We start from the raw sequence: 16,918 nt of genomic DNA on the forward strand, positions 1-16,918 counted from the left end.
GACACTACATAAGACGTTGCGTTGCAAGGGACGAAAAATCTTCTGCGCCAGTGTCTTGGCAATCCACCTCTACAGATATCGGCACTGGCATAATTCCTCGATTCGAGGCCGGAGAGCACACATGTCGCGTCACCTGTTTTTATTCCTGTGCATGGCTTGCGCCACGGCCCAGGCCGTTGAAAAAACCAACGCAAATGATGCCCACGATTTGGCTTACAGCCTGGGCGCCAGCCTCGGCGAACGCCTGCGCCAGGACGTGCCGGACCTGCAGATCAAAGCCTTGGTCGAAGGCTTGCAACAGGCCTACCTGGGCAAACCGCTGGCCCTGAAAGATGAACGCATCGAACAGATCCTGGCCGAGCACCAAGCGCAACTGAACGCGCCATCGGCAACGCCGCAGATCGACACCGCGTTGAAAACCGAGCAGAAATTTCTCACCGAAGAAAAAAGCCGGCCCGGGGTTCAGCAACTTGCAGACGGCATTCTGCTGACTGAAATCAAACCAGGCCATGGTGCGAAGGCCGGCCCTCACGGCAAGGTCCAGGTGCTGTACACCGGTCGACTGCCGGACGGCACCGTGTTCGATTCCAACCGCCAGGCACAGTGGTTCAATCTCGACAGCGTGATTGACGGTTGGCGCAGTGCATTGCCGCAAATGCCGGTCGGCGCGAAATGGCGACTGGTGATTCCCTCGTCCCTGGCCTATGGCGCCGAAGGGGCCGGGGATGTGATCCCGCCGTACACGCCATTGGTGTTTGAGATCGAGTTGCTGGGCGCGACAACCTGAGGCTGGCCCAATAAAAAACGGTGCGCAATGCGCACCGTTTTTTCAGGACCGCGAACCCTCAAGCCTGGACGGTATCTTCTTCCTTGTGAGCGGTGTGCAGCACTTCGATCAGACAATCTTCCAATTCGAAACGCTCGTGCAACAAACCGCCCAGCTCCTTGAATTTTTCCGCCACACACTTGCCTTCATCGCACAGGTCGTTGAACGCCAGCAGCTTCTCGGTGATGACATCGATGCGCGGGTAGATCGTCTCGGCCAGTTCCAGGCCGCGCTTGTCGTTGAAGGCCTTGGCCTCGCCCGTCAGTTGTTCATAGATCTCGAAATGACCGGCAGACACATAGTCGACCAGCACGCCGCAGAATTCCTGCAAGGGTTTGCGGCTTTCGCTCAGGGCTTCAGGCCTGGCACCGAGCGCATCGTAGGCCCGAACCAGTTCGTGACGCTCCTGCAGCCAGCGGTCGATCAGCTGATGCACCCCACCCCAGCGTTCCTGAGCATTCTGACAACTTTCGAGCATGGTGATTTCTTCCCTTGTGAGTCATGCCACTCGCAGCCTGTGCACGTCTGATGATCAGGGACAAGCCAGACACAACATGATCGAGCGACACAATTCCAATGACACGTGCGGGCCAGATTATGCCCGCACGACAATGGCTTCAAGGTACGCAGGAGATAAAGTTCATACAAGTGTTTAATCCAGGGCCCGGACCAACTGCGACGTCTCGCCGCTGAGCGGTTGTACCAGAGCACTCCAGACAAGGCGCAGCAGCAGATAGGTCATCGCACTGGACACCGCGAGAAAAAACAGCAGGCTCCACTCGGGGATGCTCAGGTCGAGCAACGTCCAGGTGATATTCGCGCAGTCGACGGTACCGTCGAGGACACGCTGCAGCGCACACCACCAGGAACCCGTCGGGTTGAGCTGCATCGAGCAATCGGACAACGGCTCGAACGAATGACCTTGCATCAAGACCTGACGCCAGGCCAGGACCATTCCTCCCGTCGCAGAAACCAACCCTGCCGCCCCATAGAAAAAGCTGCCCCTTTGACCTGGACCGTGTACGCACGCCACAAGGCTGTTCGCCAGGAACAGCATCAGACACAACCGCTGCAAGACACACAGGCTGCAAGGCGTCAGGCCAACCGAATATTCCAGATACGTGCTGATGCCCAAAGCCAGGGCGGCGGCGATGGAAGCCATGAGAAACAAGAAGCGTGAGCTGGCCAAAGACATGGCGATTCCGTAACAGAAGAGACAAGCAGTTACGGTAGAGGAAAGCCCTCGGGCCTTTCAAGGCAGCCCCGCGCAGACACTTCACCAAGGGTGTAGGGAATTCCCGACAAGCCGAGGAGGATTCGGCGCGGTCGGTTGTAGGACTTTGCCGAAGGTATGACCAAAGCCCCCAAAACCGGGGCGGTATTCGCACCCCTTATTCAAGGTTTCCACCAACCCGTGGAGAGGGAGCCTGGGGGGACGTCATCGCGAGCAAGCTCGCTCCCACAGGGGGTTGGCGGTTGCCAGGGATCAAATGTGGGAGCGAGCTTGCTCGCGATGGCGATCTTCAATTCACCACAGGCCTCTCAGCCGAGCGGGAGCAAGCTCCCTCGCCACAATGATTCATGCCACTTTCAAGAATGGGTCATGCCCCTCTCACGTCGACAAGACCTGGGCCGGAACCGGCAGCGGCGCGGCGAGCAGCCGCTCATCCAACAGCCCCAACCCCTCCTGGAACAACTGGTTGCTGCGCTCGGCATCTCCCAGTTGCGCCAGCAGGCGCGCCAGTTCGGCGCAGGCTTCGGGATTGCGCTGGACCCGCAAGCTGCTTTCCAGATAATCCCGCGCCTTGCCCCACAAGCTGTTCTGCAGGCATAGGCGCCCCAGGGTCAGCAGCAGGCTCGGATCGGCCGGGTGGTCCTTGAGCCAGCCTTCGGCCGCTTGCAACTGGCGGATCGGATCATTGCCGCGAACCAACCCATACAGCCGCGCCAGGTGACTGTCATAGTGACGCTTGAGTGCGCCGCGCAGCACCTCTTCGGCCTCGACCTGAGCGCCCAACTGGCGCAGTTGCTCGGCATAGGCCAGCACCAGCGCCGGCTCCTGGCGTTGCGCGGAGGTCAGTTGCTGCCAGGCGCGATTGAGCGACTGCAAGCCGACGCTGCCATCCTCTTCACGGTGGGCCGCCAGGGTCAGGTTTTCACCCCAGGCACGCCGCTCCAGTTCAGCCAACTCGGCCGGCGGCAGGACTTTATCCTTGCGCAACTCCGGCAACAGCCGGATCACCGCCGACCAATCGCCGCGCTGCTGGTGCAGCCGTTGCAATTGACGCAGCACCTGGACGTTATGAGGATGGCGCTCATGCATGGCCTGCAGCGTGCTCAATGCGCCGTCCGTGTCGCCTCGGTCCGTCTGCAGTTGAGCGTGCGTCAGGGCAATGGCCAGTTCCGCCTGGGGCTGACGCTCCAGGGCGCGCTCCAGCAAACTGTCGCTCTGTTCGTAAAGCCCTTGTTCGTTGGCCGCACGGGCGGCACCCAGGTAATAGAGCAGCGGCTGGCGCGCGGCTTCGGCGGCACGATGCAGATGGCGCTGGGCACTGGCCCAGCGACCTTCGGCCAGGTCCAACTGGCCATGCTCGATCGCCACTTGCACCCGACGACTGCGGTTGCGCCGCGACCACGGATTGACCACGCCGCTGGACGTGGTCACCAACCCGATCAGCGCCCGCAGGCCTCGCCACACCCGACAGCCAAAGCACCGCCACCAGGGCCAGGGTGACCCACAGGCCAGCTTCATAACGGAAGTTCTTGTACGCCACCAGCACGTAACCCGAATGCTCGGCAATCGCCACGCCCAGCAAACCGGCGGCGGCGATGACCACGAACAGAATCACGTAGAGACGCTTCATGGCGTGGCCTCCTGCGCGCCTGGCGCGGGCAGCGGCTTGACCGATTCCTGGGTATTGAGATTGCGGCGCTCAAGGTAGGCCTGGACGCTGCTCAGCGTGCCCGTCAGGTCCGGGGTGACCACCGTCACCGGTTGCTTGGACAACTCACCCACGCGTTCGAGCATGATTTTGCTTTGCGGATTGTCCTGGTTGAAGTTGTTCTTCAACACGTCCCGCGCCTCGGTCAGCGCCTGGGTGTAGACCGGTGCCTGACCATTGAGGGCGGCCCATTGCGCCTGCTCCAACGCCAGGCTGAGGGCCAGGCGCACTTGCACGAGGCTTTGCCCGGCCAGCAGCGGACGGACGTTCTCGTCGGCGTTGAAGTCGATGCGGATATAGCGCGAGATCTGGTCCCACCACTGTGCCCACCGGCTGGCACCATCGCCATCGGCGGTCAGGCCCAGCAACGATTCACCGCGGTCCTTGTACTCGGGCGCCAATTCGGTCAGTTGCAGCACCTGGTCACGCAGGGCGCCCAGTTGCAGGAACAGCCCGGTGCGATCCGGCTGTTCGGTGCTGCGCAGCGCAGCGAGGGTCTTGGCCAGTTGCTCGCGGGCGGCGAACGAACCGGGGTCGTTCTGCTCGCGCAGGATTTCGTCAGCACCCTGGACCAGCGCCTGAGCACTGGTGATGTCTTGCAGGGCGGAAAGACGCAGGCTGGCCAGGCGCAACAGATGCTCGGCCTCCGCCAGGCGCCAGTCCTTGCGGCTGGCACCCAGCACGGTTTCCAGGCGCTGGTTCAAGTGCTGCTGATCACCTTGCAACTGGGCCACCTGGCGGCGCCGCTCCTCCAGCTCTTCGGCCGGAGGCAATTGCGCCAGGCGCTCGCTCAGGCGTTGCTCGTTGAGCTTGAGGGTCTGAGCCTGGTCGCTCAGCGCCTGGACCTGGGCGGATTGTTGCTGGTTATTGGTTTGCAGGTGACGGACCTGCCACACGCCCCAACCGCCTACGGCGACCCCGGCGGCGCCGAGCAGCAAGGCAACAATGGCCAACCCGTTGCCGCGACGCGGCGCCACTGGGGGCGGGGTTTCAACCGGCGCATCGATCGCTGGCTGGTCTAGATCTTCTTTTGGCAAGGCTGTTTCGCTCACGTATCCATCCTTTGCATTAGAAAACGGCACGGAGTGTTCCCGTAACGCCGCCAGCAAAGCCGCGGCATTGGCGCCACGGCAATCCACAACTGTTCGGGCCCCGGCGGCACGCGCCATCTCGGCAACCCTTGGGCTTGGAACAAACAACGGTAACCGCGCCAGGGCCGGCCACGCATCGCCGGCCAGCCGCTGCAGATGCTCAAAGCCCTGCCCACTGCTGACCACCAGTGCGTTCAAGCGTTCCGCTTCGACTATCGCCGGCAACGCCCCTTCGCCATAACTGGGCAAGTGGCGGCGGTACAACTCCAGGTAATCGACACTAGCACCTTGCTCGCGCAAACGCTCTGCCAGCAAGCCACGCCCACCTTCGCCCCGCACGATCAAGACCTTGGGGTCGGGCCGCGAAACAGCCTGGCGCAAGACCAAGTGCTCCAGCAAGGCTTCGCTGTCATCGCCGTTATCAGGATAAAACACCGTGAGGCCGGCATCGGCAAGGATCTGCCCGGTGGCCGCGCCCACGCTGAACCACGGTTGGTCTGGAGGCTGGGGCCAGTATTGGCGCAGCAGCTCGACGCACAGGCGTGCGGCAGGTTTGCTGACCACAATCACCGCAGCGTATTGGTCCAGTGCCTGGAAGGTCGCCCGTCCGGCATCGGACAGCGGGACCGGCTCGATCTCCAGCAACGGCAGGCTGCTGCTGTAGACCCCCGCTTCGGCCAAGGCAGCCGCCAGCGCCGACGACTCGTCCGCCGGCCGGGTGAGCAACAGCCGCCAACCCGTCACGCGTGGCCGGCCTCGCCGTAGACCGCCTTGAGAATGTCGGCGGCGCCCTGGCTCAGCAGATCTTCAGCCACCCGCACGCCCAACGCTTCGGCATCCTGGCGCGGTGCCCGGGCTTCGGCGCTGAGCAGCCGGCCACCGTTGGGATCCCCCACCAGGCCACGCAACCAGACCTGTTCGCCTTCCAGCACGGCGTAACAGGCGATTGGCACTTGGCAGCCGCCATTGAGGTGTTTGTTCAGCGCGCGTTCGGCGAATACTCGCGTGGCGGTGTCGGCATGGTGCAGCGGCGCCAGCAGGGCATGGATGTCGCTGTCGGCGCTGCGGCACTCGATACCCACCGCCCCTTGCCCACCGGCCGGCAGGCTGTCGTCGACGCTGATGGCCGAGGTGATGCGGTCTTCGAAGCCCAGGCGGATCAGGCCGGCGGCGGCGAGGATGATGGCGTCGTACTCGCCGGCATCGAGCTTGGCCAGGCGCGTGTTGACGTTGCCGCGCAGGAAACGGATTTGCAGGTCCGGACGACGTGTCAGCAATTGGGCCTGGCGACGCAGGCTGGACGTGCCGACCACGCTCCCGGCAGGCAGCGCCTCGAGGCTGGAAAACGTGTTGGAGACGAACGCATCGCGGGGGTCTTCCCGCTCGCAGATGCAAAACAGGCCCAGTCCTTCGGGAAAGTCCATGGGCACGTCTTTCATCGAATGCACGGCGATGTCGGCTTCGTTGTCCAGCAGCGCGGTTTCCAGCTCCTTGACGAACAGGCCCTTGCCGCCGATTTTCGACAGCGGCGAATCCAGCAGCTTGTCACCGCGACTGACCATGGGCACCAGGGTCACGATCAGGCCGGGATGGGCCGCTTCCAGGCGGGCTTTGACGTATTCGGCCTGCCAGAGGGCCAAGGCACTTTTACGGGTGGCGATGCGGATCTCGCGAGGGGACATGGATCAATCCGTACTTAAAAGATACGGCAGATAATAACAGCTCAGTCAAAACCGCTTTGATTTGAATCACGACCCCAAGGCCTCCCTGGCCGCCAGATCCCGGAAATGAAACGCGCTGGACGCCTTGGACCGCCTGGCTTAAAGCTGCTGCATCATCTTGCGCACGCCGGCCACGTGCCGCCGGCTGACAATCAGCGCGTCGCCATTGAGGCCTTTGAGGAACAACTGGAAATGTCCAAGGGGGGTGCGTTGCAAGCGCTCGATGCGCTCGCGGGCCACGAGGGCGTTGCGGTGGATGCGTACGAAGCGTTCGCCGAATTCGTCTTCAAGGGCCTTGAGGGGTTCGTCCAGCAACACTTCGCCACTCTCATGGCGCAAGGTCACGTATTTATGGTCGGCAATGAAGAAGTAGACCACCTGGTTCAAGGGGATCAGCTCGATGCCTTTGCGGGTGCGCGCACTGATGTGGCTGCGCGGACCGCTACCGCTTTCGGCGGCCGGACGGGTCAAGCGCCGCCAGTTGCACACGGTTGGGGCGCTCGGCCTTGCGCAAGGCGTCGAGCAACGCCTCGGACGTCACCGGCTTGATCAGGTAGCCCACGGCACCGGCCTGCAACACCTCGGGGGGAAAGTCGTCCCGGGTGGTACAGAACACCACGGAGGGCGGCGACTCTCGCTCGCACAACTTCGCCGCCACCTGCAGGCCGTCCAGGCCAGGCATGCGAATGTCGAGCAGCACGATATCCGGCTTGTGGCTGTCAATAAGGGCCAATGCCTCGTCGCCATTGGTGGCGCTCGGCTCCAGGACACTGTAACCCTCGAGCTCGCCAACCATTCGGTTCAGGCGCTCGCGGGCCAGTGGTTCGTCATCAACGATCAGGACATTCATATTGCGCTGGATTCCTGCGTGAGTCTCGCACAAGGATAGCGTAGACAGGGGAAGTGACATCCGTCACCGCGATCCACGCTAAGACTCGTTCGAGGGCCAAAAAGTGCCGCGAGGCGGTTGTCTATCTTTACCAGCGCTTGCCGACCGATGCCCGAGGCCCGTTGTCGCACGGCGTCGCCGTAGGGATTGTTAACTGTCGATCTGACCAATATGAGCTCCCCCTTCTTCTATTTGTCCGGTGCGCCATGGATGGAAAAAGCAAAAGTCCTACCGTCCACTGTAGACGGTTGCCACGACGATATTGCTCAATCGAAAAATATCGTTGTGCGAAAACCTTCTTGGATCCCAGGCTTGGAGCGAAAAAACCTGCCGACCAGTGCCAGCGCCAGTCCCGGCAACCCTGCTATCATCCGCCGCAGCCTTTAACCGCTACTTTTTCCACAGCCGATCACGAGCGAATTCATGAGCACTGACAAGACCAATCAGTCCTGGGGCGGCCGCTTCAGTGAACCCGTCGACGCCTTCGTCGCCCGCTTCACCGCCTCCGTCAACTTCGACCAGCGCCTGTATCGCCACGACATCATGGGTTCGATCGCCCACGCCACCATGCTGGCCAAGGTCGGCGTGCTGACCGATGCCGAGCGCGACAGCATCATCGACGGCCTGAAGACCATCGAGACGGAAATCGAAGCCGGCCAGTTCGACTGGCGCGTCGACCTTGAAGACGTGCACATGAACATCGAAGCACGCCTGACCGACCGCATCGGCGTGACCGGCAAGAAGCTGCACACCGGCCGCAGCCGTAACGACCAGGTCGCCACCGACATCCGCCTGTGGCTGCGCGATGAAATCGACCTGATCCTGGGCGAAATCACTCGCCTGCAAAAAGGCCTGTTGGAACAAGCCGAGCGCGAGGCCGAGAGCATCATGCCGGGGTTCACGCACCTGCAAACCGCTCAACCTGTAACGTTTGGGCATCACATGCTGGCCTGGTTCGAAATGCTCAGCCGCGACTACGAGCGCCTGGTGGACTGCCGCAAGCGCACCAACCGCATGCCCCTGGGCAGCGCCGCGCTGGCCGGCACCACGTACCCGATCGATCGTGAATACACCGCGCAGTTGCTGGGCTTCGACGCCGTGGGCGGCAATTCGCTGGATAACGTTTCGGACCGCGATTTCGCCATCGAATTCTGCGCCGCCGCGAGCATCGCGATGATGCACCTGTCGCGCTTCTCCGAAGAGCTGGTGCTGTGGACCAGCGCGCAGTTCCAATTCATCGATTTGCCCGACCGCTTCTGCACCGGCAGCTCGATCATGCCGCAAAAGAAAAACCCCGACGTACCGGAGCTGGTGCGCGGCAAGAGTGGCCGGGTGTTCGGCGCACTGATGGGCCTGTTGACCCTGATGAAAGGCCAGCCGCTGGCCTACAACAAGGACAACCAGGAAGACAAGGAACCGCTGTTCGACGCCGCCGATACCTTGCGCGACTCGCTGCGGGCCTTCGCCGACATGATCCCGGCCATCAAGCCCAAGCACGCGGTGATGCGCGAAGCGGCCCTGCGTGGCTTCTCTACCGCCACCGACCTGGCCGACTACTTGGTGCGCCGTGGCCTGCCGTTCCGCGATTGCCATGAGATTGTCGGCCATGCCGTGAAGTACGGCGTGGACACCGGCAAGGACCTGGCGGAAATGAGCCTGGACGAACTGCGCCAGTTCAGCGACCAGATCGAGCAGGACGTGTTTGCGGTGCTGACCCTCGAAGGCTCGGTCAATGCCCGTGACCACATTGGCGGCACGGCGCCGGCGCAGGTCAAGGCGGCCGTGGTGCGTGGCCAGGCGCTGATCGCCAGCCGCTAAAAGCCAAAAGCATCGCGAGCAAGCTCGCTTCCACAGTGGATCTCCAGTGAACACAAATATTGTGAACATGTAGAGATCCCATGTGGAAGCGAGCTTGCTTGCGATAGCGCCCTTCAGAACATCGAAAAACTCACTTCTTGGCGGCAATCATCGCCAAAAACGCCGGCATCTCTGCCTCCCTGTCCGCCGCAATCCGCTGTACGTTCGGGTTTTGCTCCAAGCGCTCCATCAGCGCCTTGGCCGCCGGCATGTCCGCCAGCAAATCGATATCGAAGACCTTCCTGCCCACTTGCAAGGCCAGCGAAAGGCTGTAGTAGAAATACAGGTCGGCAAGGCTCAGGCTATCGCCCGCCACGTAGGGCGAGAATTTGCCGTGCCGGCCAAGCGAGGCGACCCCCAGCAACAATTCGGCCTTGGACTTTTCCTTGATGGCATCGGCAACCGACATGCCAAAAAACGCCTCGCCATAGCAGGCCCGCCCCGGCAGCTCGATGTACAGCTCGATTTCCCGGCACAAGGCCAACACCTGGGCGCGCTCGAACGGGTCGGCCGGCAGCAGGGCCTTACCCGGTTGGGTTTGCTCGATGTATTCGAGGATGACGCTGGTCTCGTTGATAAAACCCTGCTCGGTCTTCAGCACCGGCACCTTGCCACGCGGGCTGATGGCCAGGGCTTCCGGCGTCTGGTTGCCAAAGAACTGCACTTCTTCGAAGGGCACGCCCTTCTCCAGCAGCGCCAGCTTGACCATGTTGTAATAATTACTGACAGAGAAACCATAAAGCTTGAGCATTACAAAGCCTCCAGGCCGTGCGGGGTTGGCAGCCTTGCGTTATAGACCGTCGGGGCATTTCCTGCCAGGCGCATCACGCCGCTGAATGCAGGTAAACTGGCGACTTTCTTACAGGAGCCTGCCATGAGCGAGCCAACCGATATCGATAGCGACGAAGAAGAATTCGTCGAGGACACGCTGATCGAGGCGATTGAAAACCAGATCGCAAGTGACAACCCCCCAGCGGCCAAGGCCGTTTTCAATAAATTGACCCTGGTGGGTTATGAACGCGAAGAAATTCTCAACCTGATGGCCCATGTGCTGGCGGTGGAAATCGACGCGATCCTGGAAGAGGATCGTGCGTTTAATACCCAGTGGTACGAAGCCGCCTTGCGCAACTTGCCTGAGTTGCCGCCGGAAAAGAACTGATCCGAAAGGCAACGCTGCCCCTGTGGCGAGGGAGCTTGCTCCCGCTGGGCTGCGCCCTGTAGGAGCTGCCGAAGGCCGCGATCTTTTGATCTTGATCTTTCACTTGAGACTCAAGCGCCAGGGGAAAGATCGCAGCCTCGTTACACTCGACAGCTCCTAAGGGGCCACAAAGAATCGCTTTAAACAAAAAAAGCATGCCACTGACACTGGACAGCTCGGCCGAGTGCGCTCACCTTAGTGACGCTGTCGACCAAATTCCTAGAAAGTCTGGAGTCCTTATGTCGTTTACCCCTGAGTTGGTTGCCGAACTGGAAATCCTTGCACTCTTCAACCTGGACAGTTCCCAGGAAGGCCTGAAAATTCATCAGACCGCTGCCCCTAAAGCGATTGCCGCTGCCCAACGCTTGTACGAGAAAGACCTGATCACCCAGCCCGACGGTGGTTACCTGACCAGCCTGGGACGGGACGCCGCCCAAAATGTCCAAACCGTCCTGACGATACTCAGCGTTCAACAAGAAGCCGCCTGACCCTCCTGCCGCCCACGGAAATCTCCTCTACGGGATTTCCGCAGGCGCACTTACGCCCGGCGTAAAAAACCGCCATCAAAAATCCTGTTTTCAGCTTAAGTATTCCCAAGATCGGGCGCTAACCTGCCATCACCCCACGTTCGACGCCGCGAGCCGGTTTGAGCAGACATGACCCGCAATCACGAAATACGCCCCGATCTGGACGAGGGAATCGACCGCAAGGTGCTGAGCCAGTTGCGCGCACGTTTTCTCAAGCTCAACACCGTACGGATGGAGCGCGCCCTCGAAGGCCTGTCGCCCCGCCAGCAAGGCGTGCTGACGCTGCTGCCGCTGTTTTTTCACGTCAACCATCCGCTGCTGCCTGGCTACGTCTCCGGCAGCACACCTGCCGGGCTGTCGAACTACGAGCCTGACGCCAACGTCCTTGCCGAAGCCCAGCGGCTGACCCGTTCGTTTTCCTACAAGCCGCGGCACGGCAGCAACCCGCCGCGGCCGATCCTTGGCCTGTTCCTGATGGGCAGCCTCGGTACCCTGGCCCAGGCCGACCAGAGCGACATGGACGTGTGGGTGTGCCACGGGCCAGACCTGAGCGACGATGAACTGGCCGAGCTGCGCAAGAAATGCCAGTTGCTGGAGATCTGGGCCGCGACCCAGGGCGCCGAAGCTCACTTTTTCCTGATCGACCCGGAGCGTTTCGTGCGGGGCGAGCGGGACAACCAGCTCAGTTCCGACGATTGCGGCACAACCCAGCACTACCTGCTGCTGGACGAGTTCTACCGCACCGCGATCTGGCTGGCCGGGCGCACACCGATCTGGTGGCTGGTGCCGGTCTATGAAGAAGAAAACTACGAGCAGTACACCCACACACTGATGTCCAAACGCTTCATCCGCGCGGATGAAACCCTGGACCTGGGGCACCTGGCCTACATTCCACCGGGCGAATTCGTCGGCGCTGGGCTCTGGCAGTTGTTCAAGGGCATAGAATCGCCCTACAAGTCCGTGCTCAAGCTGCTGCTGACCGAGGTCTATGCCAGCGAACACCCGAACGTGCGCTGCCTGAGCCTGCGCTTCAAGCAGGCCGTGTTCGCCAATCGCCTGGACCTGGAAGAGCTGGACCCGTACATGGTGGTTTACCGCCGCATCGAGGAATACCTCAATGCCCGTGGCGAACCCGAACGCTTGGAGTTGATCCGCCGCGCGCTGTACCTGAAGGTCAATCGCAAACTCACCGGCCAGGCGCGCAGCAGTGGCTGGCAACGGGTACTGCTAGAGCGACTGGCCCGGGAATGGGGTTGGGACCAGCGTCAACTGGCGTTGCTGGACAGCCGCAGCCAGTGGAAAGTCCGCCAGGTCAGCCACGAACGGCGCGCACTGGTCAACGAACTCACCCACAGCTACCGCTTCCTGAGCCAGTTCGCCCGTACCGAGAAAACCGTCAGCCTGATCAACAAGCGCGACCTCAACGTGCTTGGCCGGCGCTTGTACGCCGCCTTCGAGCGCAAGGCCGACAAGGTCGAGTTCATCAACCCCGGCATTGCCCCGGACCTGGCCGAAGACACCCTGACGTTGGTGCAGTCACCCAACAAGAAAGAACCGGGGCAGAACCAGTGGGCGCTGTACAACGGCAGCCTCAACGCCCTGGAATGGGAGAACTTCGCGCCCATCAAGCGTTGCCGCGAATTACTGGAGCTGTTGACCTGGTGCCACCGCAACGGCGTGATCGACAGCAGCACGCGTCTGGCGCTGCACCCAGGTGACAGCGACCTGAGCGAGTTCGAACTGTTCAACCTGCTGGGCAGTCTGCAACAGTCCATCGCCCTGCCCCTGGCCACGGTGGATGAAGCGCAATTGCTGCGCGCCAGCGTGCCCAGCGAAGTGTTGATTCTGGTGAACGTCGGCGTCGACCCGCTCAAGCACCACCGCGACCTGAACATCCTGATGACCACCGAGCGGACCGACTCCCTGAGCTATGCCGGGGTCCGGGAAAACCTGGTGCTGACCCTCGACCAGGTCACGCTCAACAGTTGGAATGAGGTGCTGGTCAACCGTTTCGACGGCGAACACGCCCTGCTCGATTGCCTGCGCGACTACCTCAACGACCTGCCCGTCACCCAGCGCCAGCCGCGCTTGCAGGTGCGCTGCTTCTGCCACAACCGCGCCCAATTCATTGCGCGGCGCGTCGAAGACGTCATCGAAACGGCGCAGACCCTGCTGTTGAGCAGGCTCAATCACCGTTATCTGCTTCAGGTCCAGCAACACTATCACGTGCTGGAGCTGGTGCCCGGCCAGGTTAATCACGTGGCCTTGGGCAGCTTGTCGGCGCTGATGGACTACCTCGGCGAAGAATTGACGGCCTACAGCCCCTTGCACCTGGACCCGATGGCCCTGGAAGACCACGACCTGGCGCTGATCCTGCCCATGGGCCAGCCCGAGTGCATCCAGGTGTTCTACCGGACCAACGAGGACGAAGCCGATCTGTACGTGCTCGATGAGTTCAACGCACTCTGGCAACAACGCGTGCCGTATCACGACGAACAAAGCCTGCTGGTGCCGCTGCAGCGCTTCCTGCAATCGGTGCTGTACCGTCGCGACGCGCTGCTGCCGCTGGACGCCGCCCAGCCGCTGACCCTGGAAACCCTGTACTACCAGTTGCTGCCGTCAGGCGGTCGGGCGCGCCGGATCGAAGCGCGACAAGCGCCACAGACCCCGGTCAACAAGCCGTTCTATGACGTGCAGGCGATCATCGGCAAAGCCGCGCACGGGCAAGTGCACGTTACCCTGTACTGCGATCAGCAGGAGTTTTCCGAACTGGAACATGGCGACCAACTGTTCCGCGTGGTCGCCAGGGAGATCGTCGAACAGCGCCGCGAAGCCCAGCGCTATCGCTGCTACATCACCGACCTGGACCTCTCGGGGCTGGTGGGCGACGGGGCTTGCTCAAGCAATTTGTACCTGCGCTACAAGGCCGACCTGGAACGCGCCCTGAACGAGGCGCTGGCCCTGGTCTGAAGTACCCGGCGCTCAGAGGTGGAAATCGCCGCCTGCTTCGGGCTGGTATTCGACGGCCAGCAAGGTCAGCTTCAGCGTCTTGCCACCCGGGGCCGGCCAGTCGATGTGCTGGCCGACCTTCAGGCCCAGCAAGGCACTGCCCACCGGCGCCAGGATCGAGATCCGGCCTTCGTCGGCATTGGCGTCCTGTGGATAAACCAACGTCAGGTGATAGTCCTTGCCGCTGCTTTCTTCGCGGCAGTGCACGCGTGAGTTCATGGTCACGACATCGGCAGGCACTTCTTCGTGGCCCACCACGTTCTCGGCGCGATCCAGTTCGGTTTGCAACGCGATCACGCCCGGCAGCGTTTCATCAAGACTGTCGATCAGGCGCTCCAGACGCTGTACGTCCAGGCGGGTAAGGGTGATGGAAGGTGCGGTCATGATCCAGGCAGACTCCTTTCTTCTGCACAAAAAAAGCAAAACCCCGCCACAAAAAGACGGGGTTTTCACGGGCCTCGATGAGTTGAGGCGTAGCCGGACACTATCACAGCTCAATAAATAAACAAGTCAGGCAGGATTTGCCCTGCCCATGGACGGCACTAAACCCTTGTGGCGAGGGAATTGTGAGAGCAAGGCTTGCCCGCGATGAATACAGCGAGGTCTCTCTGGAACCGAGGCGCTTGTATCGCGAGCAAGCTTTACTCTCACAGGGTTACTAGGCAAGCCTTGCTCCCACACAGTGGGCGATCACACCAGAGATTTGCGTTTAGCCGCCTCGGCACAGATGACCCGCCGACGCTCATCATCGGCCGAGCGCCATTCCCGGATATCTTCCACATGACGGAAACAACCGAGGCAGATCTTCTGCTCATCCAGCTTGCACACGCTGGTGCACGGCGACGGCACGGCGGGGCTGACGTTGCTGTAGAGCGGCTTGGGCGGCCGTGGCGGGGGCTGGCTCACGCCGTCACAGGCCTTCGAACTCGAGTTCCACGCCCGCCTGCTGCTTGACGATGCGCTCGAGCATCTCGCCCAGTTGCTCTTCGCTCTTGTCGCACATCCAGCGCTCGCTTTCCTCGTCGTAGTCGAAATGAAAGCCACCGGAGACCGCCGCCAGCCACAACTGCCGCAACGGCTCCTGGCGACTGAAGATCAATTGGCTGCCGTTTTCGAACTTGACGGTCAGCACGCCGGCGGAGCTTTCCAGGTCGATGTCCAGGTCGCTCTCGTCGAACACATCCTCCAGCGTTTGCTGGGTCGCATCGACCAGGTCGTGGAAACGGGCTTCAGTCAAACTCATTGTGGCAACCTCGAAAATGTCTGCTCATGCTCAAGCGCCGCAAGATACGGACGCTTCCCGGCGATTGCAAAGGATATACCCACTGACGACGACCAACGCCGCCGGACGGGCGCCCCGTTGCATAGGCAAGCTGACGGGTGGCCGGTATACTCCGGCGCAATTAACGCATTTTCAAGGATTTCGCCATGAAGCGCCTGATCTCTTCCCTTGCTGCGCTCGTCGCGGTTGCCTGCCTCGTGACAGCCTGTGGTCAAAAAGGTCCGCTGTACCTGCCTGATGACAGCAAGTCCCCTGAAGAACAGGCCAAGTCGTCGCAATCCAAGACACACTCGCACGACACCCACACCACTTACTAAGGGAACGCCATGGACGCTTTTAACTACCGTGGCGGGGAGCTGTTCGCGGAAGGGGTTGCCCTGTCCGCGATCGCCGAACGTTTCGGCACGCCGACCTACGTCTATTCCCGTGCCCACATCGAAGCCCAGTACCGGACGTTCGCCGATGCCCTCGACGGCATGCCGCACCTGGTGTGTTTCGCCGTCAAGGCCAACTCCAACCTGGGCGTGCTCAATGTCCTGGCGCGCCTGGGTGCCGGTTTCGACATCGTCTCCGGTGGCGAGCTCGAGCGTGTGCTGGCCGCTGGCGGTAGCGCCGACAAGATCGTCTTCTCCGGCGTCGGCAAGACCCGTGAAGACATGCGCCGCGCCCTGGAAGTCGGTGTGCATTGCTTCAACATCGAATCCACCGATGAGCTGGAGCGCCTGCAGGTTGTTGCCGCCGAGCTGGGCGTCCGCGCGCCGGTCTCCCTGCGCGTGAACCCGGATGTTGACGCTGGCACCCACCCGTACATTTCCACCGGTCTGAAGGAAAACAAGTTCGGCATCGCCATTGCCGACGCCGAGGACGTGTACGTACGCGCCGCCCAGTTGCCGAACCTGGAAGTACTGGGTGTCGATTGCCACATCGGCTCGCAACTGACCACCCTCGAACCGTTCATCGATGCCCTCGACCGCCTGCTGGCGCTGGTCGATCGCCTCGGCGATTGCGGTATCTACCTGCGCCACATCGACCTGGGTGGCGGTGTCGGCGTGCGCTATCGCGATGAAGAGCCGCCGCTGGTGGCCGACTACATCAAGACGGTGCGCGAGCGCCTCGAAGGCCGTGACCTGGCGCTGATGTTCGAGCCCGGCCGCTACATCGTGGCCAATGCCGGCGTGCTGCTGACCCAGGTCGAATACCTCAAGCACACCGAGCACAAGGATTTCGCCATCGTCGATGCGGCGATGAACGACCTGATCCGCCCGGCGCTGTACCAAGCGTGGATGGACGTCACCGCCGTGCGCCCTCGCGACACCGCAGCCCGCCCCTACGACATCGTCGGGCCGATCTGCGAAACCGGTGACTTCCTGGCCAAGGGTCGGGAGCTGGCGCTGGAAGAAGGCGACTTGCTGGCCGTGCATTCGGCCGGTGCCTACGGGTTTGTCATGAGTTCCAACTACAACACCCGCGGCCGCTGCGCCGAGGTGCTGGTGGACGGTGATCAGGCATTCGAAGTGCGTCGCCGTGAGACGGTAGCCGAGTTGTTTGCCGGCGAAAGCCTGCTGCCGGAGTAAAA

At 61.8% G+C, this 16,918-nt stretch carries 15 protein-coding genes and 3 pseudogenes; 7 read left to right on the plus strand and 11 right to left on the minus strand.

The window, feature by feature from the left end:
* Nucleotides 1–121 precede the first annotated feature (121 nt).
* Nucleotides 122–787, plus strand: a complete 666-nt coding sequence (locus PSH84_RS27595; protein ID WP_122567516.1) for an FKBP-type peptidyl-prolyl cis-trans isomerase — start codon at nucleotides 122–124, stop codon at nucleotides 785–787.
* Nucleotides 788–845: 58 nt separating this feature from the next.
* Here PSH84_RS27595 and rsd read toward each other — a convergent pair whose 3' ends face one another.
* The 7 genes and pseudogenes from rsd to PSH84_RS27630 all read right to left on the minus strand — a co-directional run bounded on the left by rsd (nucleotide 846) and on the right by PSH84_RS27630 (nucleotide 7,430).
* Nucleotides 846–1,304: a sigma D regulator gene (gene rsd / locus PSH84_RS27600; RefSeq protein WP_122567517.1), complete on the minus strand. Its 459-nt coding sequence runs from the start codon at nucleotides 1,302–1,304 to the stop codon at nucleotides 846–848.
* Nucleotides 1,305–1,478: 174 nt separating this feature from the next.
* Nucleotides 1,479–2,021: a disulfide bond formation protein B gene (locus PSH84_RS27605; protein ID WP_122567519.1), complete on the minus strand. Its 543-nt coding sequence runs from the start codon at nucleotides 2,019–2,021 to the stop codon at nucleotides 1,479–1,481.
* A gap of 417 nt (nucleotides 2,022–2,438) precedes the next feature.
* Nucleotides 2,439–3,690: pseudogene (locus tag PSH84_RS27610) on the minus strand (heme biosynthesis protein HemY).
* Entirely contained in the window at nucleotides 3,687–4,820 is a 1,134-nt protein-coding gene (locus PSH84_RS27615) for a uroporphyrinogen-III C-methyltransferase (protein ID WP_240998498.1), read from the minus strand. The pseudogene PSH84_RS27610 and the gene PSH84_RS27615 overlap by 4 nt, the downstream one beginning before the upstream one ends.
* Nucleotides 4,821–4,904: 84 nt before the next feature.
* Nucleotides 4,905–5,603 (minus strand): annotated as a pseudogene (locus PSH84_RS27620) (uroporphyrinogen-III synthase); the annotation flags it as partial.
* Nucleotides 5,600–6,541, minus strand: a complete 942-nt coding sequence (hemC, locus tag PSH84_RS27625; protein WP_122567522.1) for a hydroxymethylbilane synthase — start codon at nucleotides 6,539–6,541, stop codon at nucleotides 5,600–5,602. The gene hemC and the pseudogene PSH84_RS27620, both read right to left, overlap by 4 nt.
* 138 nt (nucleotides 6,542–6,679) lie before the next feature.
* Nucleotides 6,680–7,430: pseudogene (locus PSH84_RS27630) on the minus strand (LytR/AlgR family response regulator transcription factor).
* 462 nt (nucleotides 7,431–7,892) lie between these two features.
* Between PSH84_RS27630 and argH the strand changes: the two are divergent.
* Nucleotides 7,893–9,287, plus strand: a complete 1,395-nt coding sequence (gene argH, locus PSH84_RS27640; RefSeq protein WP_122567524.1) for an argininosuccinate lyase — start codon at nucleotides 7,893–7,895, stop codon at nucleotides 9,285–9,287.
* 130 nt (nucleotides 9,288–9,417) lie between these two features.
* On the opposite strand, the gene PSH84_RS27645 is transcribed toward argH, so the two are convergent.
* Nucleotides 9,418–10,077: a glutathione S-transferase family protein gene (locus PSH84_RS27645; RefSeq protein ID WP_305482050.1), complete on the minus strand. Its 660-nt coding sequence runs from the start codon at nucleotides 10,075–10,077 to the stop codon at nucleotides 9,418–9,420.
* 123 nt (nucleotides 10,078–10,200) lie between these two features.
* On the opposite strand from PSH84_RS27645, the gene PSH84_RS27650 reads away from it, so the two are divergent.
* From PSH84_RS27650 to PSH84_RS27660, 3 genes are all read left to right on the plus strand, one after another.
* Complete coding sequence (locus tag PSH84_RS27650; RefSeq protein WP_122567526.1) at nucleotides 10,201–10,485, plus strand: hypothetical protein; 285 nt, start codon at nucleotides 10,201–10,203, stop codon at nucleotides 10,483–10,485.
* Nucleotides 10,486–10,763: 278 nt separating this feature from the next.
* Nucleotides 10,764–11,012: a TIGR02647 family protein gene (locus tag PSH84_RS27655; RefSeq protein ID WP_305482051.1), complete on the plus strand. Its 249-nt coding sequence runs from the start codon at nucleotides 10,764–10,766 to the stop codon at nucleotides 11,010–11,012.
* Between the two features lie 168 nt (nucleotides 11,013–11,180).
* Nucleotides 11,181–14,021 carry a class I adenylate cyclase gene (locus PSH84_RS27660; protein WP_305468815.1) on the plus strand — a complete coding sequence of 947 codons (2,841 nt, stop codon included), beginning with the start codon at nucleotides 11,181–11,183 and terminating at the stop codon, nucleotides 14,019–14,021.
* 12 nt (nucleotides 14,022–14,033) lie between these two features.
* Here the strand turns inward: PSH84_RS27660 and rnk are convergent, their stop codons facing one another.
* The 3 genes from rnk to cyaY form a co-directional block, all read right to left on the minus strand.
* The gene (gene rnk / locus PSH84_RS27665) at nucleotides 14,034–14,444 is read right to left on the minus strand and encodes a nucleoside diphosphate kinase regulator (RefSeq protein WP_122567528.1); all 411 of its coding nucleotides are present in this window, start codon (nucleotides 14,442–14,444) and stop codon (nucleotides 14,034–14,036) included.
* 306 nt (nucleotides 14,445–14,750) lie between these two features.
* The gene (locus PSH84_RS27670; RefSeq protein ID WP_305468816.1) at nucleotides 14,751–14,966 is read right to left on the minus strand and encodes a DUF1289 domain-containing protein; all 216 of its coding nucleotides are present in this window, start codon (nucleotides 14,964–14,966) and stop codon (nucleotides 14,751–14,753) included.
* A 4-nt stretch (nucleotides 14,967–14,970) separates the two neighbouring features.
* Nucleotides 14,971–15,303: an iron donor protein CyaY gene (gene cyaY, locus PSH84_RS27675; RefSeq protein ID WP_122567530.1), complete on the minus strand. Its 333-nt coding sequence runs from the start codon at nucleotides 15,301–15,303 to the stop codon at nucleotides 14,971–14,973.
* Nucleotides 15,304–15,488: 185 nt separating this feature from the next.
* Here cyaY and lptM point away from each other — a divergent pair, with 185 nt between their 5' ends.
* Together lptM and lysA are read left to right on the plus strand one after the other, a co-directional pair.
* Nucleotides 15,489–15,659 carry an LPS translocon maturation chaperone LptM gene (gene lptM, locus PSH84_RS27680; protein WP_072406122.1) on the plus strand — a complete coding sequence of 57 codons (171 nt, stop codon included), beginning with the start codon at nucleotides 15,489–15,491 and terminating at the stop codon, nucleotides 15,657–15,659.
* 9 nt (nucleotides 15,660–15,668) lie between these two features.
* The gene (lysA, locus tag PSH84_RS27685) at nucleotides 15,669–16,916 is read left to right on the plus strand and encodes a diaminopimelate decarboxylase (RefSeq protein WP_092174851.1); all 1,248 of its coding nucleotides are present in this window, start codon (nucleotides 15,669–15,671) and stop codon (nucleotides 16,914–16,916) included.
* Nucleotides 16,917–16,918 lie beyond the last annotated feature (2 nt).

The organism is Pseudomonas beijingensis, assembly GCF_030687295.1.
GTDB lineage: Bacteria > Pseudomonadota > Gammaproteobacteria > Pseudomonadales > Pseudomonadaceae > Aquipseudomonas > Aquipseudomonas beijingensis.